Source organism: Kitasatospora sp. NPDC059722 (assembly GCF_042733235.1).
In the GTDB taxonomy this organism is placed as follows: domain Bacteria; phylum Actinomycetota; class Actinomycetes; order Streptomycetales; family Streptomycetaceae; genus Kitasatospora.
In genome coordinates, this window is record NZ_JBHWGD010000067.1 from 20,535 (window position 1) to 46,263 (window position 25,729).

At 73.2% G+C, this 25,729-nt stretch carries 19 protein-coding genes; 15 read left to right on the forward strand and 4 right to left on the reverse strand.

From position 1 onward, the window contains the following. Nucleotides 1-49: 49 nt before the first annotated feature. Both ACFV4F_RS32175 and eccE read right to left on the reverse strand, forming a co-directional pair. Nucleotides 50-814, reverse strand: a complete 765-nt coding sequence (locus ACFV4F_RS32175; RefSeq protein ID WP_380437550.1) for a hypothetical protein — start codon at nucleotides 812-814, stop codon at nucleotides 50-52. Continuing rightward, complete coding sequence (eccE, locus tag ACFV4F_RS32180) at nucleotides 814-2,142, reverse strand: type VII secretion protein EccE (protein ID WP_380507798.1); 1,329 nt, start codon at nucleotides 2,140-2,142, stop codon at nucleotides 814-816. Before eccE ends, ACFV4F_RS32175 begins: the two co-directional genes overlap by 1 nt. Nucleotides 2,143-2,308: 166 nt before the next feature. On the opposite strand from eccE, the gene eccB reads away from it, so the two are divergent. The 6 genes from eccB (at nucleotide 2,309) to ACFV4F_RS32210 (ending at nucleotide 8,233) form a co-directional block, all read left to right on the forward strand. After that, on the forward strand, nucleotides 2,309-3,994 hold the full coding sequence (gene eccB, locus ACFV4F_RS32185) for a type VII secretion protein EccB (protein ID WP_380507801.1): 1,686 nt from the start codon (nucleotides 2,309-2,311) through the stop codon (nucleotides 3,992-3,994). A gap of 192 nt (nucleotides 3,995-4,186) precedes the next feature. After that, a complete protein-coding gene (locus ACFV4F_RS32190; protein WP_380437556.1) occupies nucleotides 4,187-4,492 on the forward strand; it encodes a WXG100 family type VII secretion target in 306 nt (101 codons plus the stop codon). Between the two features lie 80 nt (nucleotides 4,493-4,572). Beyond that, nucleotides 4,573-4,863 (forward strand): WXG100 family type VII secretion target, encoded by a 291-nt coding sequence (locus ACFV4F_RS32195; protein WP_380437558.1) that lies wholly within the window; start codon nucleotides 4,573-4,575, stop codon nucleotides 4,861-4,863. A gap of 103 nt (nucleotides 4,864-4,966) precedes the next feature. Then, the gene (gene mycP, locus ACFV4F_RS32200; protein WP_380507804.1) at nucleotides 4,967-6,196 is read left to right on the forward strand and encodes a type VII secretion-associated serine protease mycosin; all 1,230 of its coding nucleotides are present in this window, start codon (nucleotides 4,967-4,969) and stop codon (nucleotides 6,194-6,196) included. A gap of 150 nt (nucleotides 6,197-6,346) precedes the next feature. Continuing rightward, nucleotides 6,347-6,889 (forward strand): SigE family RNA polymerase sigma factor, encoded by a 543-nt coding sequence (locus ACFV4F_RS32205; protein ID WP_380437562.1) that lies wholly within the window; start codon nucleotides 6,347-6,349, stop codon nucleotides 6,887-6,889. 54 nt (nucleotides 6,890-6,943) lie between these two features. After that, nucleotides 6,944-8,233, forward strand: coding sequence for a hypothetical protein (locus ACFV4F_RS32210; RefSeq protein WP_380507807.1), 1,290 nt, complete (start codon nucleotides 6,944-6,946; stop codon nucleotides 8,231-8,233). Nucleotides 8,234-8,306: 73 nt separating this feature from the next. On the opposite strand, the gene ACFV4F_RS32215 is transcribed toward ACFV4F_RS32210, so the two are convergent. Both ACFV4F_RS32215 and eccCa read right to left on the reverse strand, forming a co-directional pair. Continuing rightward, nucleotides 8,307-9,713 (reverse strand): APC family permease, encoded by a 1,407-nt coding sequence (locus ACFV4F_RS32215; RefSeq protein ID WP_380444492.1) that lies wholly within the window; start codon nucleotides 9,711-9,713, stop codon nucleotides 8,307-8,309. Between the two features lie 463 nt (nucleotides 9,714-10,176). After that, nucleotides 10,177-14,121, reverse strand: a complete 3,945-nt coding sequence (gene eccCa / locus ACFV4F_RS32220) for a type VII secretion protein EccCa (RefSeq protein WP_380507810.1) — start codon at nucleotides 14,119-14,121, stop codon at nucleotides 10,177-10,179. A 289-nt stretch (nucleotides 14,122-14,410) separates the two neighbouring features. Between eccCa and eccD the strand changes: the two genes are divergently transcribed. From eccD to ACFV4F_RS32265, 9 genes are all read left to right on the forward strand, one after another. Beyond that, entirely contained in the window at nucleotides 14,411-15,853 is a 1,443-nt protein-coding gene (eccD, locus tag ACFV4F_RS32225; RefSeq protein ID WP_380507813.1) for a type VII secretion integral membrane protein EccD, read from the forward strand. A 183-nt stretch (nucleotides 15,854-16,036) separates the two neighbouring features. Beyond that, complete coding sequence (gene rpsO, locus ACFV4F_RS32230; RefSeq protein WP_030311414.1) at nucleotides 16,037-16,327, forward strand: 30S ribosomal protein S15; 291 nt, start codon at nucleotides 16,037-16,039, stop codon at nucleotides 16,325-16,327. Between the two features lie 454 nt (nucleotides 16,328-16,781). Further along, a complete protein-coding gene (locus tag ACFV4F_RS32235; RefSeq protein WP_380507815.1) occupies nucleotides 16,782-18,989 on the forward strand; it encodes a polyribonucleotide nucleotidyltransferase in 2,208 nt (735 codons plus the stop codon). Between the two features lie 119 nt (nucleotides 18,990-19,108). Next, entirely contained in the window at nucleotides 19,109-20,461 is a 1,353-nt protein-coding gene (locus tag ACFV4F_RS32240; RefSeq protein WP_380444488.1) for a M16 family metallopeptidase, read from the forward strand. 28 nt (nucleotides 20,462-20,489) lie between these two features. Then, nucleotides 20,490-21,236: a 4-hydroxy-tetrahydrodipicolinate reductase gene (gene dapB / locus ACFV4F_RS32245; RefSeq protein WP_380498224.1), complete on the forward strand. Its 747-nt coding sequence runs from the start codon at nucleotides 20,490-20,492 to the stop codon at nucleotides 21,234-21,236. A gap of 25 nt (nucleotides 21,237-21,261) precedes the next feature. Continuing rightward, nucleotides 21,262-21,741, forward strand: a complete 480-nt coding sequence (locus ACFV4F_RS32250; RefSeq protein WP_380507818.1) for a hypothetical protein — start codon at nucleotides 21,262-21,264, stop codon at nucleotides 21,739-21,741. Continuing rightward, nucleotides 21,738-22,469: an FAD-dependent thymidylate synthase gene (gene thyX, locus ACFV4F_RS32255; protein ID WP_380444485.1), complete on the forward strand. Its 732-nt coding sequence runs from the start codon at nucleotides 21,738-21,740 to the stop codon at nucleotides 22,467-22,469. The genes ACFV4F_RS32250 and thyX overlap by 4 nt, the downstream gene beginning before the upstream one ends. A gap of 240 nt (nucleotides 22,470-22,709) precedes the next feature. Beyond that, a complete protein-coding gene (dapA, locus tag ACFV4F_RS32260) occupies nucleotides 22,710-23,609 on the forward strand; it encodes a 4-hydroxy-tetrahydrodipicolinate synthase (RefSeq protein ID WP_380507821.1) in 900 nt (299 codons plus the stop codon). A 171-nt stretch (nucleotides 23,610-23,780) separates the two neighbouring features. Further along, the gene (locus ACFV4F_RS32265) at nucleotides 23,781-25,466 is read left to right on the forward strand and encodes a ribonuclease J (RefSeq protein WP_380444483.1); all 1,686 of its coding nucleotides are present in this window, start codon (nucleotides 23,781-23,783) and stop codon (nucleotides 25,464-25,466) included. Nucleotides 25,467-25,729 lie beyond the last annotated feature (263 nt).

The window sequence follows — 25,729 nt, forward strand, 5'->3', positions numbered from 1 at the left end:
CCGACGTCGTTGTAGGCGGACTCCGATCCCGGCCGGTCGGCCGCACCGCTCAGGCGGGCGGGTCCACCCGGCGCGGCGCGCCCAGGAGCTGCAGCTCCGCCTGCCCGGCCACGGCCCGAACGTACTGACGGTGCATCCGCGTCGTCCAGAGCGTCAGGTCGTCGCCGAGGGCGGGCAGCGCGGCGACGTCCTCCGGCGGCAGCGACAGCGCGTGCCGCAGGATCCCGGCCTCCTCCGGCTGGACCCGCTGCACCCCGACGAGGTCGGCGGCGCCGACCAGCCGGGCGGCCTCCGGGAGCAGCCACGGCAGCACCGTCAGCGTGGTCTGCCAGGGCGTGGCGGACAGCCGGCTGCGCGGCGGGCGGGCGGTGAGGTCGCGCACCACCAGCACCGGCGAGGTGACGGACGCGCCCTGCGGGCCGAGCCGGCCGGCCTGGTGGACGGTCACGCAGGGCTGCCCGCCGCCCGCGGCCCGCGCCAGCGCGCTCCAGGCCTGCGGGCGGGCGGTCTCCACCGCGACGCGCGCGCCGGTCGAGGCGGCCCGCAGGGCGATCAGCCGGGCCGTCCACAGGCCGCCGACGAGCACCAGGTCGTGGGCGCCGGGCCGGAAGAGCCCCAGCACCGAGGGCCGGCCCTGGACGTCCACGCCGATCGGCACGCCGTCGTCGCCGACGGGGAGGGCCAGCGCGCCCAGGTCCGCGGCGGCCAGCACGTGCTTGTCCCGGCGGGGGCCGCGGAGGCCGAAGCCGGGCAGGATCCGCGGCCGGGGGCGCGGCCGCGCGGTGGCGGGGCGCGGGCGGGTCGGGTGGGCCATCAGGCGGTTCCTCCCAGCGGCAGGGTGGCGAGGACGCCGGGCGCCTGTTCCAGGTCGAGCCGGCTCAGGCCGAGGCCGGCGTCCCGGGCGCGGGACTCCACCTCGCGGCAGGTGGCGGCGAGTTCGGCCTCGTCGCGTCCGGTCAGCCGCAGGTGGCCGGCGAGGGTGACGGAGCCGCCGCTGGCGTGCCCGAGGGTGAGGCTGAGGGTGCCGGCCAGTGCGGGGGCGCCGGTGAGCCGGTTGACCAGCTCGGGCAGGGGCGGCTCGCCGGGGTGGCCGGGGCGGGGCCAGCGGGAGATCCAGTAGGTGCAGTGCCAGCGGTCGTCGATCCGCCAGTGGCGGCGGCCCTCCCGGGTCCGGCGGGTGGCGCCGGTGCCGCCGCCGCTGCCCTGGAGCCCGGCCGCCGCGAGCGGGTTGGCGCACGCGGCGGTGGCGAGGGCGGTGATCAGCTCGCGTTCGTCCAGCACCGTCGCGCGGAACCCGGCGCCGTCGAGCCGCCCGGCGAGCTGGTCGGTCACCCGCTGGAGCGCCCTGCGGGCGCCCTCCTCGCCGCCGCCGCGGGCCCGGACGGCGGTGGCGGCGCGCTCCGGGTCGAGCTTGAGCGCCACCCAGGTGAGCCGCAGCGCGGGGGTCGTGGCGCCGCCGGGCAGCTCGCGGTGGGCGCGGGCGGCGAGCGACTGCTCGGGCAGGTGCGGGGCGGGGGCGGGCTGGGTGTACTGCACCAGCTGGACGGATTCCAGGGTGATGTCGTCGACCCGCAGCGCCGAGCACAGGACGTCCAGCGGGAGCGGCCGGTCGCCGCGCGCCGGGCGCAGCGGCCGGTCCCTGGACTGGACCAGCAGCACCGAGCCGAGGTAGGTGCCGTCGCCGATCATGCCGGTCTCGCGGCGGACCGTCCGTCCGCCGAAGTCGGCCTCGGCGGCGTGGGTGTGCGTGCGCAGGGCCGGTTCGAGTTCCAGCAGCGGGGCGAGCGTCGGGTCGGCGCCCGGCGGCGGCAGGGTCGAACTGGCCACCCTGAGCCGGGACCTGAGCGCGGATCGGGCCGAGAGGAGCTCCGGGAGGGTCCGGCCGCGCAGCGGGACGAGGCCGGCCAGGACCAGGGCGAGGCCGAGTGCGCCGAGCACGGCGGTGGCCGTCCGGCCGATCGTCCAGCCGATCGCGACGAGGGCCAGGGCGGTCTCGACCAGCACGAGTCGACGGAGCAGCCGGCGGCCGCCGGGCAGTGCGGACGACGAGTGGACGCGGACCGCGGCGGGTCGTCCGCCGCCGGCGGGCGGCTGCCCGCCCGGTGCCGTGCCACGTCGTCCCGGAGCGGTCTGGCTTGGCATCCCCCGGCTGACCCCCACTGCTCGGTTGACAGGCCGCTGGCTCGTCAACGGACCGTGCCCGTACGGTACTCATCGTCCGCTGCCGCATCGTAGAGGGTTCGAGCGCGTTCTCGCCCGCGATGGCGGACTCGGGGGCAGGGCCGGTCGGACAGGGGAGACGACGAGGATGGCATCGCGGCGGGACGAGCTGAACGCGTACACCTTCGCCCGCAGGCGGATGGTGGGCGCCTTCCTGCTGCCGGGTGGTGGGGGCGGCGACGAGGACGCGCCGCGTCCGCTGCGGGCGGTGCTGCCGGGTCTGGTCGTCGGGGCGGTGGTGGTGGCCGGGTTCGGGGTGTGGGGGGTGTTCCGCCCGAGCGCCCCGCTGCACTGGGACGACGGGCGGAACGTGGTCCAGGGCAAGGGGTCGACCACCCGGTACGTGGTGCTGACGGACCCGGACGGGCGGACGAAGCGCCTGCACCAGGTGCTGAACATGTCCTCGGCGCGGCTGGTGCTTCCGGCCGGCGCGAAGGTGGTGGTCGTCGACGACGACGTGCTCGACCGCTACCCGAACCACGGTCCGACGATCGGCATCCCGTACGCCCCGGACAAGCTGCCCGGCAAGGAGAACGTGAGCCGGGCGATGAAGTGGTCGGTGTGCGACCGCCCCGGTTCGGACGCGAGGCAGGAGACCGTCGACCAGGCGCTGTTCGTGGCGGCGGGCGTGGACGCCGCGACGCTGGGCGCCAAGGGCCGGGTGCTCGGGCCGGACCAGTTGCTGCTGGTCCAGCAGGCGGCGGACCAGCAGGTCACCGCCGCGGCCGGGGCCGGGCCGGGGGACGCGGGGGTCTACCTGGTCGACGCGCAGGGCCGTCGGCACCGGATCGGTTCCCCTCAGGCGGACGACCACGAGCGGAAGTCGCTGATCACCGCGGTCTTCGGGCCGAACGCGGTGCCGCAGCCGGTCAAGCGCGAGTGGCTGGACACCCTGCTGCCCGGCAGCGCCGTCGTCTTCCCGCGGGTCGACGGGGCCGCGGACAGCCAGGGCGCCAACTCCACGGTGGCGCTGGAGAACCAGGCCGACCGCAGGATCGGCCGGCTGGTGCACTACCGGGACCGCAACTACGTCGTCGGCCGGGACCGGCTGTTCCTGGTGACGCCGTTCCAGGCCGAGCTGATCCGGCAGAACCCGGCGTACCAGATGCTGTACCGGTACGACCCGGACAAGCAGCCCCGCAACGACGAGATGACCCCGTCCGACCAGGCGAGCTTCGGCACGGCCACCCCGCTGCCGAACGCGGGGGACGGCGACTGGCCGCTCAAGTCCGGTGCGCCGGTGAACGACCGGCAGGACCGGCAGGACGCGCGCACCGTCGTGTGCAGCACCTTCGACGGCGTCGCCGAGGACGGCCGCACCCCGAAGCGCAGCGTGTGGGCGGGCCCGGAGTACCCGGCGCAGTACGACAACGGCGCGGGTGCGGCCCACGTGACGCCCGGCCACGGGCTGTTCTACCGCGCGACGGACAACGGCGCGGGCGGCTCCGGCACCGACTTCCTGATCACCGAGACGGGCCTGCGCTACTCGGTGCCCGCCAACGGCGACGGCGGCCGGGGTCCGTCGGCCCCGCCGGGAGCCCAGCCGGGCCAGGGCGGTGCCCCCACGTCGTCCCCGCCCCGGCCGAGTACGGCGGGCCCGGCGGCTTCGGACCGGACGGAGGCGCCGCAGCAGCCGGACGAGCCCGGCGGCAACCAGGCGCGCCTCGGCTACCAGGGGGTCCAGCCGCTGCCGGTCCCCCGCGAGTGGTCGGACCTGGTGCCGGCCGGCCCGCCGCTCAGCGCGAAGGCCGCGGCGCAGCAGCAGAACGCGTGATCGGCCGTGTGCCCAGGGGGAGTTGTGGGCCCGTCGGGGCCGCTGTCACGGTCCGATGACTACTCTGCGTTCGGAGTTGGGTGAGCTGCGTATGCCGACTACAGTGCTCCTGGACATCACAGGGGTGATGACCCGTCGGGTCGGACGGCCCGTCGGTCATGGAGTGTCTGTCTGTTGGGGGACGGTGGAGCATTGAGTGCCAACCAGTTCACGATGACCGCGCAGGAGATGCAGGCTTTCGCGAGGCACATCGAGGAGGTCATCGGCAAGATCGGCCAGGAGCGCACCAAGCTCAACAACACGGTGGAGCACGTCGGTGCCGGCTGGGCAGGCCAGGCGGCCGAGGCCTACAAGGCGCTCCAGCACCGGTTCAACGAGGACATCGACGCCCTCAACGGGTCGCTGAAGGCGATCAAGGACGCGATCGAGCTGACGACCAAGTACTACGCGGAGACCGAGGCCCAGCAGCAGCAGCAGTTCAGCGGCGCCCAGGGCTGATCGCCGCCCCCGGCCCGCCTTTTGGGCCGGACACCGATCACCGCACCGCGAACTGCCCGCATCCTCGATTGGGAGACATCGTGACCGACCGGATCCTCGTCAACTTCGACGCCGTCCACAGCGCCGCCGAGCAGGTCAAGGCCTCGGCCGCCCAGATCGACCACCTGCTGCAGGAGCTCAAGCAGGGCGTCACCAAGATCTCCGCGAGCTGGGAGGGCGCGGCCCAGCAGGGCTACCGGGCCCACCAGGCGAAGTGGGACGCCAAGGCCGCCGACCTCCAGCAGGCCTGCGCGCAGATCGCGGCCGCGCTGGAGTCCGCCGCGCACGGCTACCGCGCCACCGAGACCAAGAACACCAACGCCTGGACCTGATCGCTCCTCCCGGCGGGAGGGACGGACGCGCGGGGCGGGTGCCCGGATCCCGGGCGCCCGCCCCTGCGCGCGGGTGCGGCCGGACGACGTGAGGGGAGGCAGGGTGTCCGCACGCGGGTACCGCAGGACGGCCGCGGCCCTGGCCGCGTTCGCGGTGCTGGCCGGTCCGGCCGCCGCCCCGGCGCGCGCCGACGGCCCCGGCGTGGCCGCCGCCGGGGACTGCCCGTCCCCCGCGCCCGACGTGCAGGTCGTGCCGTGGGCGCTGCAGCGGCTGCTGCTCGACGAACTGTGGCAGCACGGCCGCACGACCGGCGAGGGCGTCACCGTCGCGGTCGTCGACACCGGCGTGGACGACCGCAACCCGCAGCTGGCCGGCCGGGTCGCGGACGGCGGCAGTCTGCTGGTCGACCGGGAGAGCGGCAAGCGGGTCGAGGGCGGCGGCAAGGACGACCAGGTCGGCCACGGCACCAAGGTGGCGGGCATCATCGCCGCCGCCCGCTCCGACCGGACCGGCTTCGTCGGACTCGCCCCGGGCGCGAGGATCCTGTCGATCCGGCAGAACGACAGCGCGGGCAACGGCGACGTCGCCACCCTCGCCGCCGCCGTCACCCAGGCCGTCCGGGCCGGCGCGCGCGTCGTCAACATCTCGCAGGACGTCCGCGGCGCGGACACCACCGGCTTCACCGGCTACGCCGAGCTGAAGACCGCCGTCGAGTACGCCGAGGCGAACCGCGCCGTGGTGGTCGCCTCCACCGGCAACGACGGCCGGGAGGGCGACACCTACCCCGGCGCCTTCCCCACCGTCCTCGCCGTCGGTGCCTCCGACCGCAACGACGAGCGCGCCTCCTTCTCCCAGTACGGCGACTTCGTGAAGGTCGCCGCGCCCGGCGTCGGCGTGCTCTCCACCGTCCCGGGCGGCGGCCAGTGCGCCGACAGCGGCACCAGCTTCGCCGCCCCGTACGTCTCCGGGCTGGCCGCGCTGCTGATCGGCGCCCACCCCGGCTGGAGCGCCGCCCAGGTGCGGGCCTGGATCGAGCAGACCGCGCAGCGCACCGAGCACGGCCCGAACCGCTTCATCGGCTGGGGCGTGGTGGACCCGGTGCGGGCCGTCACCAAGGCCCCGGACGACCCGCCCGCGCAGGCCTCGCCGGACGCGCCCGTGCGCCTCGCCGCCGTCCCGGTCGTGCCCCGCCCGGCTGGCCTCGGCGAGACCCGGGCCGACCGCGACCGCCGCACCGCGACCTACGTGCTCGGCGCGGGCGCGCTGCTCGCCGCGCTGGTGATCGGCGGCGGCGTCGTCCTGCGCGACCACCGGCGCCGCACCGCCGGCTGACCCGGCCGCCCGCCCCCGCCCAGCCACCCTCACGGAGCCGTCCCCCCAGACCGTGCTCCCCCAAAGTCGCCCCGACCCGGCTGTAACATCCCGCGCCGGCCGCCGCATCCAAGAGGTGTCAGCGACCACGAGCCATGGGGGACAGCGCAGATGAGGCGGATCGGGGCGGGCCGGGAGGCCAAGGACGCGGAGTTCCTGGAGCTCGTGTCCAGCCGGACCGGTCAGCTGTACCGCTCGGCCTGCCTGCTGACCAGCGGCGACACCCACCACGCCGAGGACCTCGTGCAGGAGGCCCTCGGCCGGATGTACGTCCTCTGGCGGCGCAGCGCCTGGACGGGCGGGTGGCACCGGATCGACAACCCGGCGGCCTACGTCCACACCGTCATGGTGCGGACCTTCCTGGCCCAGCAGCGCCGCCGCTCCAGCACCGAGCGCCCCACCGGCGACCTGCCCGAGCCCGAGGGCCGGGAGGCCGACAGCACCCTGCGGCTGACCCTCCTCGACGCGCTCGGCCGGATGCCGGCCAAGGACCGGGCGGTGCTGGTCCTGCGCTACTGGGAGGACCGCAGCGTCGAGGAGACCGCCGAGGTGCTGCGCGCCTCCTCCGGCGCGGTCCGCACCCGCACGACCCGGGCCCTGGCCCGGCTGCGCACCCTGCTCGGCGACTCCCTGGCCGAACTGGCCACCCGCTGAGCCCCGTTCGACACCCGACCGACGACATCCGAACCGAAGAGACGGTGATCAACCATGTCCGAACCGGACACGTTCGAGGACGACCTGCTCTACGCGATGAGCCGCACCGGCGAGGCCTTCCGCACCGAGCGCGCGGGCCTGGCGGCCGGCGGCCTGGACCTCGGCCGCCGCCGCTGGCGCCGCCGGTCCGCCGCCGCCGTGGTGAGCGGCGCCGCCGCGCTGGCCCTGGTCGGCACCGGCGCGTTCTACCTCTCCGGCGCCACCGGCGGCTCCCCGGTCGCCGCCCCGGCCGAGGCCGCGGCCGCCCCGGCGACGAGCGGCGCGGGCGCCGCCCCCCTGACCGCGACCCCGGCCGCCCCCGCGGCCGCGACCAAGGCGGCGGCGCCGGCCGCCCCCGTCACCGACAAGGAGATGCTGGCCGCCTTCCAGGCGCTGCTGCCCAAGGGCGAGGTGACGGAGGCCAAGGGCGAGGGCACCGAGAAGAGCACGACCCCGTACGCCCAGCTGGTCTTCGACGACGGCCAGGGCAAGTCCCTGATGAGCGTCTCGGTCCAGAAGTTCTACAAGGGCCAGGAGCAGCAGCGCACCTGCCCGACGGACCTCAGGCTCGCCAACCTGGACTCCTGCAGCGTCACCACGCTGCCGGACGGCTCCACGCTCATGCTCTCCCAGGGCTACGAGTACCCGGACCACCGCGCCACGACCAAGGAGTGGTGGGCGACGGTGAGCCGCCCGGACGGCGGCCAGGTCTCCTTCAACGAGTGGAACGCGGCGCAGGAGAAGGGCGCGCCCGACAGCCGCCCCAACCCGCCGATCACCCTGGAGCAGGCCAAGGCGATCGTCACCGACAAGGTCTGGGACAGGGCCGTCGCGGCGGTCCGCTACAACGGCATCGACCCGGCGGTCGAGGATCCGGGCGTCACGCCGGACGAGAAGCAGGCGATCCTGGCCGGGCTGCTGCCCGCCGGCTTCGCGGTCCAGAGCCGCACCACCCACCTCGTCACGGACATGTACCAGCTGACCGGTCCGGACGGGGCCAAGGGCTCGATCTCCGTCCGGCTCGCGAACTGGTCGCGCCCGTTCGACGACCCGCAGACCCAGCAGTCGATGGACCGGGGCCGCGCCTCGCAGCTCAAGGACGCCACCGTCCTGCCCGACGGCACCAAGGTCGTCGTGAACGAGCCCGGCAGCGGGTCCAACCCGAAGTTCCCCTACACGCGGGCCGCGGAGCTGCACCCGGACGGGACGTACATCGAGGTCGACGCCACCGAGGGCAAGGACCTGCTCACCCTCGACCAGCTGAAGGCGATCGCGGCGAGCCCGAAGTGGCAGGTCAGGAAGTAGGGACCCGACGACACGGCGGTGCCCCGGGCGAGGGGGAAGCCCGGGGCACCGCGCGGTGGGGGAGGGGTGGGGGTCAGGCCTGCTGCTGGTCCTCGGGGAGGCTGATCACCCAGCGGGAGTCCTGCCGGGGGCGCAGGTAGAACAGCCAGTAGAGGGTCGCGGCGGCGGTGATGCCGCCGGTCCAGAGCAGGGGCTCGGTGTCCAGCTGGGTCATGACGTAGACCAGGACGGCGATCAGGACCACCGGGACGCCCGGCCACAGCGGCATCCGCCAGGCGGCGGCGTGCTTGTGGTGGCCGCGGCGGGAGAGCAGCGCGGCGACCGCGACCAGCAGGTACATCGCGGTGACGGCGACGCCGGTGATGTTGCTGAGCAGCTGGCCCTTGACGAAGCAGAGCGCGGCGCCCGGCAGGCCGACGGCCAGGGTGGCGATCCACGGGGAGCCGAAGCGCCCGAGGGTGCCGAAGGCCTTGTTGACCGGCCCGGGCCAGGCCTTGTCGCGGGCGGAGGCGAACAGCACGCGGGAGTTCTGGATGACCATGACGATGCCGGCGTTGATGATGGCCAGCGCGATGCAGAGGCTGATGAAGGTGCCGACCGCCGAGTTGCTCCAGGCGGTGACCATGCCCGAGATGTCGCCGGCGGCGAGGGTCTGCAGGTCGGGGGCGCCCATGGTGATGGCAGCGACCGGGATCAGGATGATGGCGCTGGAGAGGCCGAGCGTCCAGAGCACGGTGCGCGAGACGGTGCGGCGGGGGTTCTCCAGCTCCTCGGAGAGGTAGACGGCGGTGGAGAAGCCCTGGGTGACGAAGAGGGCGATGCCGAGCGCGCCGATGATGGCGCCGATGCCGACGGTGGTGGTGGCGCCGTTGTCCCCGGCGACCACGCCGTGCAGCAGGCTCGGGTGGTCCGGGTTGGTGTGGGCGAAGCCGAGCACCGACACGACGCCGGCCGCGACGACCTCCAGCACCAGGAAGACGCCGGTGATCCAGGCGTTGGCGCGCAGGTCCAGCAGGCCGGCCAGGGTGGCGGCCAGCATGACCGCGGCGCCCGCGATGGGCTTGTCGACGTGCAGGACGGGCGCCAGGTAGTCGGCGGTGCCGAGCGCGATGACCGAGGGGACGATCATCACCACGATCAGCGACTGGATGAAGACCAGCCAGCCGGCCAGCCGTCCGGCCAGCGTGCCGACCATCGCGTACTCGCCGCCGGCGCTGGGGATCAGCGTGCCGAGCTCGGAGTAGCAGAACGCGACGGCGACGCAGAGCACCGAGCCGATCGCGATGGTGAGGGCGGTGGCGCTGCCGATGCTGGAGAACAGCTCCGGCACGATCACGAAGAGCGTGGAGGCCGGGGTGACGCAGGACAGCGTGAGCAGCGTGCCGCCCACGACGCCGATGGAGCGCTTGAGCTGCTGGGGGGCGACTGTCTCGTGCGTAGTGGGGGCTACGTCGAGTGGCTGGCGAAGCGTGTCGGTCATGTGGCTTCCGATCGGCTCTGTGCGGTCCTGGGATGGGAGCGGTATCGCCTCCGCTGGCTGGTTGCTCGGGTCTTGGTCCGGTCGCTCCCGGGCCGCAATGGAACCTTGGGCGTAATGATTGCGTCAACGCCGGAACTGCTTCGGAATCCGTTGCGCGGAAGGGCATAAACATGCGATCCGATGATCACGTACGGTCATTGCGAGGATTGTCCGAGTTGTTACCTCTGCCGCATTGCACTTGAATCCAAGGTAAACAGGATGTTGAAAGCATCCTTTCGAAGGCTGCACTCCGATCCGATGCCGGTACGCCCAGGCGCCCCGAAGCGGCCCCGCAAGCCCCGCGCGGGGTGCGGGAACCGCAGCCCCGCGCCGGAAAGATCTAGGTAACGTTTCAACACCTGGGACGCCGGGGTGCGCCGAGGGGCCGGACCCGAGCGGGCCCGACCCCTTTGGTCACCGTCCGTCACTGCTCGGCGGGCAGCCACCCCGTCTGGACCAGCTGTCCGCCGGTCGCCCGCCGCGACACGTACAGCCCGCGGCCCGGCGGCAGCGCCTGCGGCTTGACCGTCCCCAGCAGCGCCCCCTCGTCCCGGTTGCCGGAGAGGACCACGCCCTGCCCGCCGAGCTCGCGCATCCGCTGGAGCACCGGCTCGTACAGTGACCGGCCCGCGCCGCCCGCGCTGCGCGCCACGATCACCCGCAGCCCGATGTCCCGGGCGAACGGCAGGAACTCGGCCAGCGGCGTCAGCGGGTTGCCCGAGCCCGTCGCGACGAGGTCGTAGTCGTCGACGATCACGAACATGTCCTTGCCGCGGTACCAGCTGCGGTCGCGCAGCTGCTCGGCGGTGACGTCCGGCCCCGGCAGGCGGCGCGAGCAGGCGCCGCGCAGCATGTCGACGACCTTCGTCAGCGCGGGCTGCGTCGCCGCGTACTCCACCTGGTACTCGCGGGGGACGGCCCCCAGCAGCGCGCGCCGGTAGTCGGCGACGACGATGCCGGCCTGTTCCGCCGTGTACCGCTCGGTGATCTGCTTGACCAGCATCCGCAGCAGCGCGGACTTCCCGGACCGGGTGTCGCCGAACACGATGAACAGCGGGTCCGTCTCGAAGTCGACGAAGACCGGCGCCAGTTCCGCCTCGTCCACGCCGAAGGCCACCCCGCGCTCGGGGTGCTCGAAGCCCTTCGGCAGTCCGTACCCGTCGAGGACGGCCGGCAGCATCCGCACCCGCGGCGCGTGCGGGCCGGTCCAGGCGCCGGCGACGGCGGCGACGAGTGCGGCCACGCCGTCCTGGAGGTCGTCCACCGCGGACGAGCCGTCGATCCGGGGCAGTCCGGCCAGGAAGTGCAGCCGCTCCGGGGTGACGCCGCGCCCGGCGAGCGCCGGGACGTTCTGCGCGGTCCGGCGGTCCACCTCCGACTCCATCGGGTCGCCCAGCTTGAGCTCGGTGCGGTTCTGCAGCAGGTCCTTGAGCGCCGGGCGCACCTCCGCGTAGCGGGCCGCCGTGATGACGAGGTGCACGCCGTAGCCGAGGCCGCGCTGGGCGATGTCGGCGATCACCGGCTCCAGCGCCTCGAACTCCTGCTTGAAGGTGTTCCAGCCGTCGATCACGAGGAACACGTCGCCGAAGGGCTCGTCCGGGAGCCGCCCGGCCGCCCGGCGGACCCGGTAGGCCGCGATGGTGTCGATCCCGGCGGCCCGGAACAGCTCCTCGCGCCGGTTCAGCACGCCGTGCACCTCGGAGACCGTCCGGCGCACCTCGTCGACGTCGAGCCGCCCGGCCACCCCGCCGACGTGCGGCAGCCCGGCCAGTGCGCGGAAGCCGCCCGCGCCGAGGTCCAGCAGGTAGAACTGCACCTCCAGCGGGGTGTGGGTGAGCGCGAACGCGGCCACCGCGGTGCGCACGACCGTCGACTTGCCCGAGAGCGGGCCGCCGACCACCAGGCCGTGCCCGGCCGCTCCGGCGAAGTCGAGCTCCAGGACGTCCGTCCGCTGCTCGCGCGGCCGGTCGACCACGCCGATCGGCACCCGCAGCCGGCCCGCCGGGTACCCGGGCGCGCCCAGCCCGCGCTCCGGCACGGCCTGCAGCGGCGGCAGCAGCCGGTCGAGGCCCGGCGCCGCGCCCAGCGGCGGCAGCCACACCTGGTGCGCGGCCGGGCCCTGGCCGGCCATCCGCCGCACGAAGACGTCGAGCACGGTGTCGGCCAGGGCGTCGTCCTGCTCCGGGGCCCGCGCCTCCTCCTGCCCGGCGGGCTCCGGCAGCTCCACCTCGGCCGCGGTGAACAGGACCGGCCGCGTGCCGGCCCGCTGCTCGCCGGCCGCGTGCTGCTGCCCCGGCGCCCGGTAGGGGCCCGAGACGTACGCGGCCTTGAACCGCTCCATCGCGTCCTCGCCGAACTTGAGGTAGCCGACGCCCGGCACCGGCGGCAGGTGGTAGGCGTCCGGCGCGCCGATCGCCGCCCGCGACTCGGCCGCGGAGAAGGTCCGCAGACCGATCCGGTAGGAGAGGTAGGTGTCCAGGCCGCGCAGCTTGCCCTCCTCCAGACGCTGCGAGGCCAGCAGCAGGTGCACCCCCAGCGAGCGGCCGATCCGGCCGATCTGGATGAACATCTCGATGAAGTCCGGCTTGGCGGTGAGGAGTTCGGAGAACTCGTCGATGATCAGCACCAGCGAGGGCAGCGGGTCCAGGGCCGCCCCGGCCGCGCGCGCCCGCTCGTACTCGTGGATGTTGACGTAGTTGCCGGCCCGGTGCAGCAGCTCCTGGCGGCGGTGCAGCTCGCCCTCGATCGCGTCCCGCATGCGGTCGACCAGGGTGAGCTCGCCCTCCAGGTTGGTGATGACGGCCGAGGTGTGCGGCAGCTCGGCCATGCCGGCGAACGTCGCGCCGCCCTTGAAGTCGGCGAGGACGAAGTTCAGCTCCTCCGAGGAGTGCGTCATCGCGAGCGCCAGCACCAGCGTGCGCAGCAGCTCCGACTTGCCCGACCCCGTCGCGCCGACGCACAGGCCGTGCGGGCCCATGCCCTCCAGCGCGGCCTCCTTGATGTCCAGGAACACGTGCTCGCCGCCCGCGCCGACGCCGATCGGCACCCGCATCCGCTCGTGCCGGCCGCGCGGGCGCCAGCCCCGGGAGACGTCGAAGGAGCCCGGGTCGCCGGAGTTCATCAGGTCGGTGAAGTCGAGGTCGGACAGCAGCGGCTCCTCGTCGCCGCCGGCCGGCATCCGGTACGGCGCCAACTGCCGCGCCAGCGCCTCGGCCTGCCGGGCCGAGAGCAGGTCGGGCGTGCCGGTGTAGGCGGCCCCGGAGGCCGAGCGCAGCTCGATGGCGGTGGGGCGGACGGTCGCCATCAGGTGCCCGCTCGGCTCGTCGAGCTCGCCCGGGACGACCTCGATGACGGTCACCCCCTGCACGCCCTCCGGGCTCGCGAGGAGCGAGTCGTGCGGCACGCCGGCGCCGTCCATCACGACGACGACGTGCGGCTGGTCCGGCGGGGCGGCGGCGTCCCGGACGAACCGCTGGCGCCCGGCGAGCTCGTCCTGGAGCAGCAGCTCCAGCTCGCCGAGCCCGGTGGCGGTCAGCCGGCGCGAGCCGGCGCCGTCAGTCTCCTTGCGGTGCTGGTTGTGCGGGAGCCACTTCGTCCACTCCCACTCCCCGGCCGCGCCGGGCGCCGCGGCGACCGCCACCAGCAGGTCCTCCGGCGAGTGCAGGGTGGTCAGCTGGGCGATCATCGCCCGCACGCTGCCGTACACCGAGTCCGGGTCGCCGCACACCGTGACGTGGTAGAAGGCGCGCAGCGACACCGCGAGCGGGAGGTCCTGGAGCGTGCCGTGCGCGTTCAGGAAGGACTTCATGGCCGCCGCCGACAGCGGCTCCAGCTCGTCCGCCGGCGCGGTCCGCGGTGCCACCAGGGGAGTGGACAGCTGCACCGGCCCGAGGCCGACCCGGATCTGCGCGAAGTCCGCGTCCCCCGAGCGGCGTTCCCACAGCCGGCGCCCGCCCGCGACGACCGCCCACAGCTGGTCCGGCGCCGGGTTGAGGAACAGCAGCGCGCCGCGCTGGCGCTCGGCGGTGCGGCGCACCGCGCGCCGCGTCTGCTGGAGGTACTTGAGGTAGTCGCGCCGGGCGTCGGACGTCGCGGTGGAACCGCCCCGGCGGGCCCGGACGATCTGCGCGAGCACCATGCCGACCGTCGAGGCGATCATCAGCCCGCCCATGATCCGCATCGGCCCCTGGGAGCCCGGCGCGAAGAAGAACACCGCCGAGCCGCCCATGCCCAGCATCGGCAGGACGCTCGACACCCAGTCCTCGCCGCCCTGGCGCGGCAGTTCGGGCGGAGCGACCAGCTCCACCGGCTCGTCGGGCACCGGGGGCGGATAAGCCCTGGCCGCACGCCGCACCATGATCACACCCATGTGCCCCCCACCCCTAGGCGCCGGTACACCGGAGGCGGCCGCCCGGCACGTCCGCCGGACACGGCGTCAGGGCGCCCGACGGTACCGGTCGCACCCGTACTCTCGGCACGGGTAGGGTAGCGCCGCGTCAACTCGTGTGTACGCCGGGTAGGTTCGCCCCGGCGCCGGGACAGGGGGGAACGTCCAGTGCGTGGAACGACCGAGGTGATCGCATGAGCGAGCCCCGCGAGCTCATCAGGAGCAGGTGCACGTGGGTGAATGCCCCTGCCGAGCGAAGCGAGGCGGGTGCGTGAACGCCGTAGCGACGGGTTTCGCCCGGGTCACCGTCGTCACCCCGGACCGCCGGATCGACGTCGCCCTGCCGGAGGACCTCCCCCTCGCCGACCTCTACCCCGACGTCCTGCGCCTGGCCCGCGCCACCCAGCCCGACGGCGTCCCCACCGGCTTCCACCTGGTCCGCCGGGACGGCACCGTCCTCGACGGCGGCCTGTCACTGGCCGCCCAGCAGGTCCGCGACGGCGACCTGCTCACGCTGCGTCCGTTCGCCGAGTCCCTCCCGCCGGCCGTCTACGACGACGTCGCCGACGCCATCGCGGGCGCCGTCCCGGCCGACCACCGCTTCTGGAGCCCCGAACTCACCCGGGCCTTCGGCCTCACCGGCGCCACCGTCCTGCTCGCGCTGCTCGGCCTCGCCCTGTGGTCCGCCGGCCCGCACCACGACGCGCACGGCCTGCCAGGCGTCCTCGCCGGCGTCACCGCCGTCGTCCTCACCGCCCTGGCCGGCGTCCGCGCCCGGGTCTACGGGGACGTCCCGGCGGCGGTCGCGCTCGGCCTCGGCGCGCTGCCGCACGCCCTGATCGCCGGGACCGGCCTGCTCGCCGCCGCCCGGCCCGGGGACGGCCCCGGCCGGCTGCACTTCCTGGCCGGCTGCGTCGCCGTCCTCGTCACCGCCGTCCTGCTGGCCGGACTGCTCCCCGAACGCGACGCGGTGTTCGTCGCCGCCGCCCTCGCCGCCGCCGCGGGCGCCCTCGCCGCCTTCGCCGCCGTGCTGCTGCCCGGCACCCCGGCCCACCGCATCGCCGCCGTCACCGGCGTGGCCGCCGTCGCCGCCATCGGCTTCCTGCCCGGCCTCGCCGCCCGCTTCGCCCGCCTGCCCGTCGGCTACGCCGCCCCCGGCCAGGCCCGCGGCGGCGAGGCGGACGACGAGAACCGGGCCGAGACCGTCCGGTACGAGCGCATCGCCCGGCAGGCCCGGCGCGGCCACGAGGTCCTCGTCGGCCTGGTCGGCGGCTGCGCCGCGGTCGTCGCCGGCGCCTGCGCGCTGCTCGGCTTCACCGACGCGGCCTTCCCCGAACTGCTCGCGCTCGCGCTCGGCCTCGCCGTCCTGCTCCGCGCCCGGCTGTTCCGCTACACCGCCCAGGTCCTCGCGCTCACCTCGGCCGGCCTGCTCGGCCTCGCCCTGCTGATCGCGGGTCTGTCGCTGCACTCCCGGCAGTTCGCCGAGGGCGCCGCCCCCGCCGACGCCGACCTGCGCACCGTCTGGCTGACCGCCGCCGTCGCCCTCGGCGCCGCCGTGCTCACCGCGACCGCGCTCGTCGTGCCCCGGCTCGGCGTCTCCCCCTTCTGGGGGCGCGTCCTCGACCTCGTCGACGGCCTCGCCCTGCTCTCCCTCGTCCCGCTCGCGCTCGCCGTCCTCGACGTCTACCGCCTGGTGCGCGGGGCCGCCGGCTGACCCGCCCCGGCCCCGCCGGCCGCCCGCGTGGGCTGCGCTGGTACGCTTGGCCTTCGAGCGCAGCCGTGTGTCCGCCCCCAGGGTGCGGAGGAAGCGGCCGGCGCCCGCGTTACGACACCGAGTTCTCGATGAGTCCTGTGCCGTAGACCAGGACCGCTCGGTTCACCTCGTTAAGGAGTTGCAGTGGCTCTCGCCTCTGACATCAAGAAGCAGATCATCGCCGAGTTCGGCCAGAAGGAGGGCGACACCGGCTCCCCCGAGGTTCAGGTGGCCATGCTCTCCCGCCGCATCTCGGACCTGACCGAGCACCTCAAGACCCACAAGCACGACCACCACTCGCGCCGTGGCCTGCTCATCCTGGTCGGCCAGCGCCGCCGCCTGCTGCAGTACCTGGCCAAGAAGGACATCGAGCGCTTCCGTACGCTCGTCGACCGCCTGGGCATCCGTCGCGGTGCCGCCGGCGGCGCCCGCTAAGACCGCCGCTCGGGGCGGCTCCCCACACCGGGGAGCCGCCCCTCGCGCGTATGCCGCGGCCGTTCGGCCGCGGCGCCCGGACATAACAACTCGCGCGCACCTCCCCAGGTGGCCGAGGATTGCACCGTAGGGTTGTGGGCATGCCGGGTGATGGCGCACGAGACGCCATCCAGGCAGAAGGACCCCAACCCCCCGCGGGCCGAAGGCTTCAAACGGAAGCCGCCCGCATCCGAGAGAGCGTCCAGACGCGGACCGCCCGCGCGGCCCGGCAGCCGTGAGGCGCCGGTCCTCGGTAGTGGCCCCCGGAAGCCCCGCAGTCGAGCGGGACCCGCCGGAGGCTTCGATCGAAGACCGGCCCGACTGCCGCCCCTCCTGACAGGAGGGCACAGGGCCCACCGGCAGGCAGGACGCGGGGACGCTCTCCCGGAGACGTACGAAAGAGGAGATCTTCCAGGTGGAAGAGAACGTGTTCTACGCCGAGGCCGTCATCGACAACGGCTCCTTCGGCACCCGTACCATCCGCTTCGAGACCGGCCGCCTGGCCCGTCAGGCCGCCGGCTCCGCCGTGGCCTACCTGGACGACGACACCATGGTGCTGTCGGCCACCAGCGCGTCCAAGCAGCCGAAGGAGCACTTCGACTTCTTCCCGCTGACCGTGGACGTCGAGGAGCGGATGTACGCCGCGGGCCGCATCCCCGGCTCGTTCTTCCGTCGCGAGGGCCGGCCCTCCGAGGACGCGATCCTCACCTGCCGCCTGATCGACCGCCCGCTGCGCCCGTCCTTCGTCAAGGGCCTGCGCAACGAGGTCCAGGTCGTCGTCACCGTGATGGCGCTCAACCCCGACCACCTGTACGACGTGGTCGCGATCAACGCCGCCTCCGCCTCCACCCAGCTGGCCGGCCTGCCGTTCTCCGGCCCCATCGGCGGCGTGCGCGTCGCGCTGATCAACGGCCAGTGGGTGGCCTTCCCGACCCACAGCGAGCTGGAGTCGGCCGTCTTCGACATGGTCGTCGCCGGTCGCGTCCTGCCGGACGGCGACGTCGCGATCATGATGGTCGAGGCCGAGGCCACCGACAAGACCATCAAGCTGGTCGAGGGCGGCGCCGCGGCCCCGACCGAGGAGGTCGTCGCCTCCGGTCTGGACGCCGCCAAGCCGTTCATCAAGGTCCTGTGCGCCGCCCAGGCCCAGCTGGCCGCCCAGGCCGCCAAGCCCACCGGCGAGTTCCCGGTCTTCCTGGACTACCAGGACGACGTCCTCGCCGCGCTGACCGCCGCCGTCAAGGACGAGCTGGCCCAGGCCCTCACCATCGCGGGCAAGCAGGAGCGCAACAACGAGCTCGACCGCGTCAAGGCGCTCGCCGCCGAGAAGCTGCTCCCCGAGTTCGAGGGCCGCGAGAAGGAGATCAGCGCCGCCTACAACGCGCTGACCAAGAAGATCGTCCGCGAGCGCGTCATCAAGGACAAGGTCCGCATCGACGGCCGCGGTGTCACCGACATCCGCACCCTGGCCGCCGAGGTCGAGGCCATCCCGCGCGTCCACGGCTCCGCCCTGTTCGAGCGCGGCGAGACCCAGATCCTGGGCGTCACCACGCTGAACATGCTCCGCATGGAGCAGCAGCTCGACACGCTCTCCCCGGAGACGCGTCGCCGCTACATGCACAACTACAACTTCCCGCCGTACTCGGTCGGCGAGACCGGCCGCGTGGGCTCGCCCAAGCGCCGCGAGATCGGCCACGGCGCCCTGGCCGAGCGGGCCATCCTGCCGGTGCTCCCCACCCGCGAGGAGTTCCCGTACGCCATCCGCCAGGTCTCCGAGGCGCTCGGCTCCAACGGCTCCACCTCGATGGGCTCGGTCTGCGCCTCCACCATGTCGCTGCTGAACGCCGGTGTGCCGCTGAAGGCCGCCGTCGCCGGCATCGCCATGGGCCTGATCTCCCAGGAGATCGACGGTGAGACCCACTACGTCGCGCTGACCGACATCCTCGGTGCCGAGGACGCGTACGGCGACATGGACTTCAAGGTCGCCGGTACCCGCAACTTCATCACCGCCCTCCAGCTCGACACCAAGCTGAACGGCATCCCGGCGTCGGTCCTGGCCGCCGCCCTGAAGCAGGCCCGCGACGCCCGCCTGCACATCCTCGACGTGATGAACGAGGCCATCGACTCCCCGGACGAGATGTCCCCGAACGCGCCGCGCATCATCACCATCAAGATCCCGGTGGACAAGATCGGCGAGGTCATCGGCCCCAAGGGCAAGATGATCAACCAGATCCAGGAGGACACCGGCGCCGAGATCACGATCGAGGACGACGGCACCATCTACATCGGTGCCGCCGACGGCCCGGCCGCCGAGGCCGCCCGCACCACGATCAACCAGATCGCCAACCCGACCATGCCGGAGGTCGGCGAGCGCTACCTGGGCACCGTGGTCAAGACCACGACCTTCGGTGCGTTCGTGTCGCTCATGCCGGGCAAGGACGGCCTGCTGCACATCTCGCAGATCCGCAAGCTCGCCGGTGGCAAGCGCGTGGAGAACGTCGAGGACGTGCTCGGCGTCGGCGCCAAGGTGCAGGTCGAGATCGCCGAGATCGACCCGCGCGGCAAGCTCTCCCTGATCCCGGTCATCGAGGGCGAGGAGGCCGGCGAGGCCGCTTCCGAGTGAAGCGCCGCTAGCTGACCCCTTGCGGCCCGTACGCCTCCCGGCGTGCGGGCCGCACCCTGTTGTCCCCCGCGTTCGTACGCGTGTCCTCAGGCCGCGCGTTTCCTCTGGAGGTACCCCCCGTGGCCCAGGCCCCGGCCGCGAAGCAGCGCCCCGGCACCACCCGGACCCTGCTCAAGGGCGCCGACGGCGCCGGCACCGTGCGCCGCACCGTGCTCCCCGGCGGCCTGCGGGTCGTCACCGAGACCCTGCCGACGGTGCGCTCCGCCACCTTCGGCATCTGGGTCGGCGTCGGCTCGCGGGACGAGACCCCGCAGCTCAACGGCGCCACCCACTACCTGGAGCACCTGCTCTTCAAGGGCACCGAGCGGCGCAGCGCGCTGGACATCTCGGCCGCCCTGGACGCGGTCGGCGGCGAGATGAACGCCTTCACCGCGAAGGAGAACACCTGCTACTACGCCCGGGTCCTCGACACCGACCTGCCGCTCGCCATCGACGTGGTCTGCGACATGCTCACCGGCTCGCTCATCCGCGCCGAGGACGTCGAGGCCGAGCGCGGCGTCATCCTCGAAGAGATGGCGATGGCCGAGGACGACCCGGGCGACGTCGTCCACGACCTGTTCGCCAAGGTGATCTTCGGCAGCGGCCCGCTCGGCCGCCCGATCCTCGGCACCCAGGAGACGATCAGGACGCTCACCCGGGACCAGGTCGCCGGCTTCTACCGCCGCCGCTACCGGCCCGAGAACCTCGTCGTCGCCGCGGCCGGCAACCTCGACCACCGCAAGGTGGTCAAGCAGGTCGAGGAGGCCTTCGCGCCGGTGCTCGCGGCCTCCGCCGCCGCTCCCGCCGAGGCCCGGCGCGGCGTCAAGGCGCTGCGCACGGCCGGCCGGGTCGAGGTGCTCAACCGCTCCACCGAGCAGGCCCACCTGGTGCTGGGCGTGCCCGGGGTGCCGCGGCACGACGAGCGCCGCTGGGCGATGGGCGTGCTCAACGCGGCCCTGGGCGGCGGGATGAGCTCCCGGCTGTTCCAGGAGGTCCGGGAGAAGCGCGGGCTCGCGTACTCGGTGTACTCCTACTCCTCGTCCTACGCGGACAGCGGCCTGTTCGGCATCTACGCCGGCTGCCAGCCCAAGCGGGTCGAGGAGGTGCTGCGGATCTGCCGCGCCGAGCTGGCCAAGGTGGTCGCCGAGGGCATCACCGAGGAGGAGCTGCAGCGCGCGATCGGCCAGATCTCCGGCTCCACCGTGCTCGGCATGGAGGACACCGGCTCGCTGATGAACCGGATCGGCAAGGCCGAGCTCAGCTACGGCCACCACCTGTCGGTGGACGACATGCTGGCACGGATCGCCGCGGTGACCCTGGACGACGTCCAGGCCGTCGCCCGTGATGTGCTGGGCGCGTACCGGCCGTCGCTGGCGCTGATCGGCCCGGTCAACGACAAGCGGGCCGCCAAGCTCGCCGATCTGCTGGTCTGAGACCGGCTGGTGTGAGAGGAACTTCGCTATGACGCTGCGTGTCGCCGTGATCGGCGCCAAGGGCCGGATCGGCTCCGAGGCCGTCAAGGCCGTCGAGGCCGCGCCGGACCTTGAGCTGGTGGCCGCGCTCGGGCGCGACTCCGAGCTGGAGGAGCTGACCGGGGCGGGAGCCCAGGTGGCGGTCGAACTGACCCACCCCGACTCGGTGATGGGCAACCTCGACTTCTGCCTGCACCACGGCATCCACGTGGTCACCGGCACCACCGGCTGGACCGAGGAGCGCCTCGCCACCGTCCGCGGCTGGCTGGCCGAGGCCCCGGAGCTCGGCCTGCTGATCGCGCCGAACTTCTCCATCGGCGCGATCCTCGGCATGAAGTTCGCCCAGACGGCGGCCCGCTACTTCGAGTCCGTCGAGGTCGTCGAGCTGCACCACGACCGCAAGGCCGACGCGCCCAGCGGCACCGCGACCCGCACCGCCCAGCTGATCGCCGCCGCCCGCGCCGAGGCCGGCCGCCCGCCGCAGCAGGACCCGACCACCCACAGCCTGCCCGGCGCGCGCGGCGCCGACGTCGACGGGGTGCCGGTGCACGCCGTCCGGCTGCGCGGCCTGCTCGCCCACCAGCAGGTGATGTTCGGCGACACCGGCGAGACGCTCACCATCCGGCACGACTCGCTGCACCACAGCAGCTTCATGCCGGGCATCCTGCTGGGCGCCCGCCAGGTGGCCGACCACCCGGGGCTGACCTTCGGCCTCGAACACTTCCTGGACCTGTGACCGTGCCGACCCCCGGGAGTGTGCGATGACCTCGCGTACCGGCTTCTTCGTCCTCGCCGGCGTGCTGCTGCTGGTCGCGCTGATCTGCATCGGCGAGGGCGTCCAGCTGGTCGCCACCGGCAAGCCGCTCGGCATCGGCATCGGGCTGTGCGCCTTCGTCATCCCGGTGATCGGCGTCTGGTTCCTGCGCCAGACCGTCCGCTTCGGCCGGGACAGCGAGCGGCTCGCCCGCGAGCTGGAGGCCGAGGGCGGCCTGCCGGTGGACGAGCTGGAGCGCACCAAGGGCGGCCGGATCGACCGCGCCTCGGCCGACGCGGTGTTCGCCCGCCGCCAGGCCGAGGCCGAGGCCGCGCCGGGCGACTGGCGGGTCTGGTTCCGGTTGGCGGTGGCGTACGCCGACGCCGGGGACACCCCGCGCGCCCGCAAGACCATGCAGCACGCCATCCGGCTGCACCACCAGCAGGACCGGCACGACAGCACCGAACCCGCGAGGAGCAACGCGTGAGCGACGAAACGACGGCCCCCCGGTTCCGCAGCGACGTCACGGTGGAGCTGGTCCGCAGCGCCGCCGCCGACTCGGACGTCATCTGGGCGGCCCGCGTCTCGACCGCGGGGGAGCAGTCCCTGGAGGCGCTCCAGCAGGACCCGGAGAAGTCGAAGGGCCTGATCAACTTCCTGATGCGCGACCGGCACGGCACGCCGTTCGAGCACAACTCGATGACCTTCTTCATCAGCGCGCCGATCTTCGTCTTCCGCGAGTTCCACCGCCACCGCAGCGGCTGGTCCTACAACGAGGAGTCCGGCCGCTACCGCGAGCTGGAGCCGGTCTTCTACGTCCCCGCCGAGGAGCGCAAGCTCGTCCAGCAGGGCCGCCCCGGCCGCTACGAGTTCGTCGAGGGCACCCCGGAGCAGCACAAGACCGTCACCGAGTCGATGGAGGCGGCCTACCGCGAGGCCTACGACCGCTACCAGGAGATGCTGGCGGCCGGCGTGGCCCGCGAGGTGGCCCGCGCGGTGCTGCCGGTCGGCCTGTTCTCCTCGATGTACGCGACCTGCAACTCCCGTTCGCTGATGCACTTCCTGTCGCTGCGCACCAAGCGGGAGAACTCGGCCGTGCCGTCCTTCCCGCAGCGCGAGATCGAGATGGTCGCCGAGCGGATGGAGGCGCAGTGGGCGCAGCTCATGCCGCTCACCCATGCGGCCTTCGAGAAGCACGGCCGGGTCGCGCCCTGACCTGCGGCGATGAGCATATGGGCAGAGTGTCGGGCATGTCTGGATTGCGGCTTTTCTGGCCGCTCCCTACATTCGTGAACACGGATTCCGGTGCTGCCTGAACCCCCGAGCACGCAGCACCGGAATCCCATGTCACCGCCGTGTCGCCGCCCGTTCCGGCCGCCCAGCGCCGCCGGACACCTGTCCGAACCCTGGACCGGTGTGGTAGCCGCCCCACCGCCTACGAGTAGCTTTGGACGCATGGCTCCGACCTCCACCCCCCAGACGCCGTTCGGCCGGGTCCTGACCGCGATGGTCACCCCGTTCACCGCCGACGGCGGACTCGACCTCGACGGCGCCCAGCGCCTCGCCACGCACCTCGTCGACTCCGGCAACGACGGCCTCGTCGTCAACGGCACCACCGGTGAGTCCCCGACCACCAGCGACGCCGAGAAGGCCCAGCTCGTCCGTGCCGTGGTCGAGGCGGTGGGGGACCGCGCCCACGTCGTCGCCGGCGTCGGCACCAACGACACCCACCACAGCGCCGAACTGGCCCGTCAGGCCGAGGCGGCCGGAGCGCACGGCCTGCTCGTCGTCACGCCGTACTACAGCAAGCCCCCGCAGGAGGGCCTGTACCGGCACGCCGTGCACATCGCCGATGCCACCGGGCTGCCGGTCATGCTGTACGACATCCCGGGCCGCAGCGGGGTGGCCCTGGGCCACGAGACGCTGGTGCGCCTCGGCGAGCACCCGCGGATCGTCGCCAACAAGGACGCCAAGGGCGACCTCGGCGCCGCCGCCTGGGCCATCGCCCGCTCGGACCTCGCCTGGTACTCCGGCGACGACATCCTCAACCTGCCGCTGCTGTCGGTCGGCGCCGCCGGCGTGGTGAGCGTCGTCGGGCACGTGGTGTCCGGCGAACTGCGTGCGATGATCGACGCGTACCTGACCGGCGATGTGGCCAAGGCCACGGCGATCCACCAGGGTCTGCTCCCGGTCTTCAGCGGTATGTTCCGCACCCAGGGCGTCATCCTCACCAAGGCCGCGCTGGGCCTCCAGGGCCTGCCCGCCGGCCCGCTGCGGCTGCCGCTGATCGGCGCGACGCCCGAGGAGATCGCGCAATTGAAGAAGGATCTCGCCGCAGGCGGGGTACACCTGTAGCAGACAAAGACGTGCGCGCCCCGGCTCGCCGGACCCTCACGGGACCGCCGCTGGACCGGACCGAAGGCGCGAGAGCACAGACCCAGTAGGAACACACGACACTGAGTACGCACGCCATATGTCTCCGGGGGAGGACCCCGGGCATATGGCGTGCGTCGTGAGGAGAGTCTTTTGAGTCACCCGCACCCCGAACTCGGCGCCCCGCCCGCCCTGAAGGAGGGCGCCCTCCGTATCACTCCGCTCGGCGGCCTCGGCGAGATCGGCCGCAACATGACGGTCCTCGAATTCGGGGACCGCATCCTGATCGTCGACTGCGGCGTCCTCTTCCCCGAGGACGAGCAGCCCGGCGTGGACCTGATCCTCCCGGACTTCAGCTACATCCGGGACCGGCTCGACAAGGTCGACGGCATCGTCCTCACCCACGGGCACGAGGACCACATCGGCGCCGTCCCCTTCCTGCTCCGGGAGAACCCGGACATCCCGCTGATCGGCTCCAAGCTCACCCTCGCCCTGATCGAGGCAAAGCTCGCCGAGCACCGCATCCGGCCGTACGTGCTGGAGGTCAAGGAGGGCGAGCGCGAGCGCATCGGCCCCTTCGACTGCGAGTTCATCGCCGTCAACCACTCCATCCCGGACGCCCTCGCGGTGGCCGTGCGCACCCCGGCCGGCATGGTCGTCGCCACCGGCGACTTCAAGATGGACCAGCTGCCGCTCGACGGCCGCCTGACCGACCTGCCGACCTTCGCCAAGCTGGCGGAGGAGGGCATGGACCTGCTGCTGGTGGACTCCACCAACGCCGAGGTCCCCGGCTTCATCCCGCACGAGCGGGACATCTCGGCCGCCCTGCGCAACGTCTTCGCGAACGCCGACAAGCGCATCATCGTCGCCTCCTTCGCGAGCCACGTGCACCGCATCCAGCAGGTGCTGGACGCCGCGCACGAGTACAAGCGCAAGGTGGCCTTCGTCGGCCGCTCGATGGTCCGCAACATGGGCATCGCCCGCGACCTCGGGTACCTCAAGGTCCCCGGCAACATGGTCGTCGACGTCAAGCAGCTCGACGACCTGCCGGACAAGGAGGTCGTGCTGATCTGCACCGGCTCGCAGGGCGAGCCGATGGCCGCGCTGTCCCGGATGGCCAACCGCGACCACCAGATCCGCATCGTCGAGGGCGACACCGTCGTCCTGGCCTCGTCGCTCATCCCGGGCAACGAGAACGCCGTCTACCGCGTGATCAACGGCCTGACCCGCTGGGGCGCCAAGGTCGTGCACAAGGGCAATGCCAAGGTGCACGTCTCCGGCCACGCCTCGGCCGGCGAGCTGCTGTACTTCTTCAACATCTGCAAGCCGCGCAACCTGATGCCGGTCCACGGCGAGTGGCGCCACCTGCGGGCGGCCGCCGACCTGGGCATCGCCACCGGCGTGCCGCGCAACCGCGTGGTCATCGCCGAGGACGGCGTCTGCGTCGACCTGGAGAACGGCGTCGCCCGGATCGTCGGCAAGGTGCAGGCCGGGTACGTCTACGTGGACGGCGCCTCGGTCGGCGACATCACCGAGGCCTCGCTCAAGGACCGCAAGATCCTCGGCGAGGAGGGCTTCATCTCGGTCTTCGTCGCCGTCGACTCGGCCAACGGCAAGATCGTGGGCGGCCCGACCATCCAGGCCCGCGGCTCCGGCATCGAGGACAACGCGTTCGGGCCGGTCGTCGCCAAGCTCCAGGAGGCCCTGGACCGCTCGGCGAGCGACGGCGTGATCGAACCCCGCCAGGTGCAGCAGCTCGTCCGCCGCACCATCGGCAAGTGGGTGGCGGACAACTACCGCCGCCGGCCGATGATCCTGCCGGTCGTCGTCGAGGTCTGAGCCCCCTGAGGCTGGTTTGACGTGGGGCGGCCCGGTGCGTAATGTTCTCCGGGTTGCCCCACGGGACGGCCCCAAGGAAGCCCTCGAATTCGAATTCGAGAAGGACCGAGGAAAACGGCCCGAGAAACTCTGGTAGAGTTCGGGAGCGCCGAAAGGCAAAAGCCGATTGGATGAATGAAACTCCGGAAAACGGAGCGGAAAACATCTGATAAGCTGGAAACACGAAACAACGACGCGCCCGGAGGGCCCGCTGGAAGGCGGCT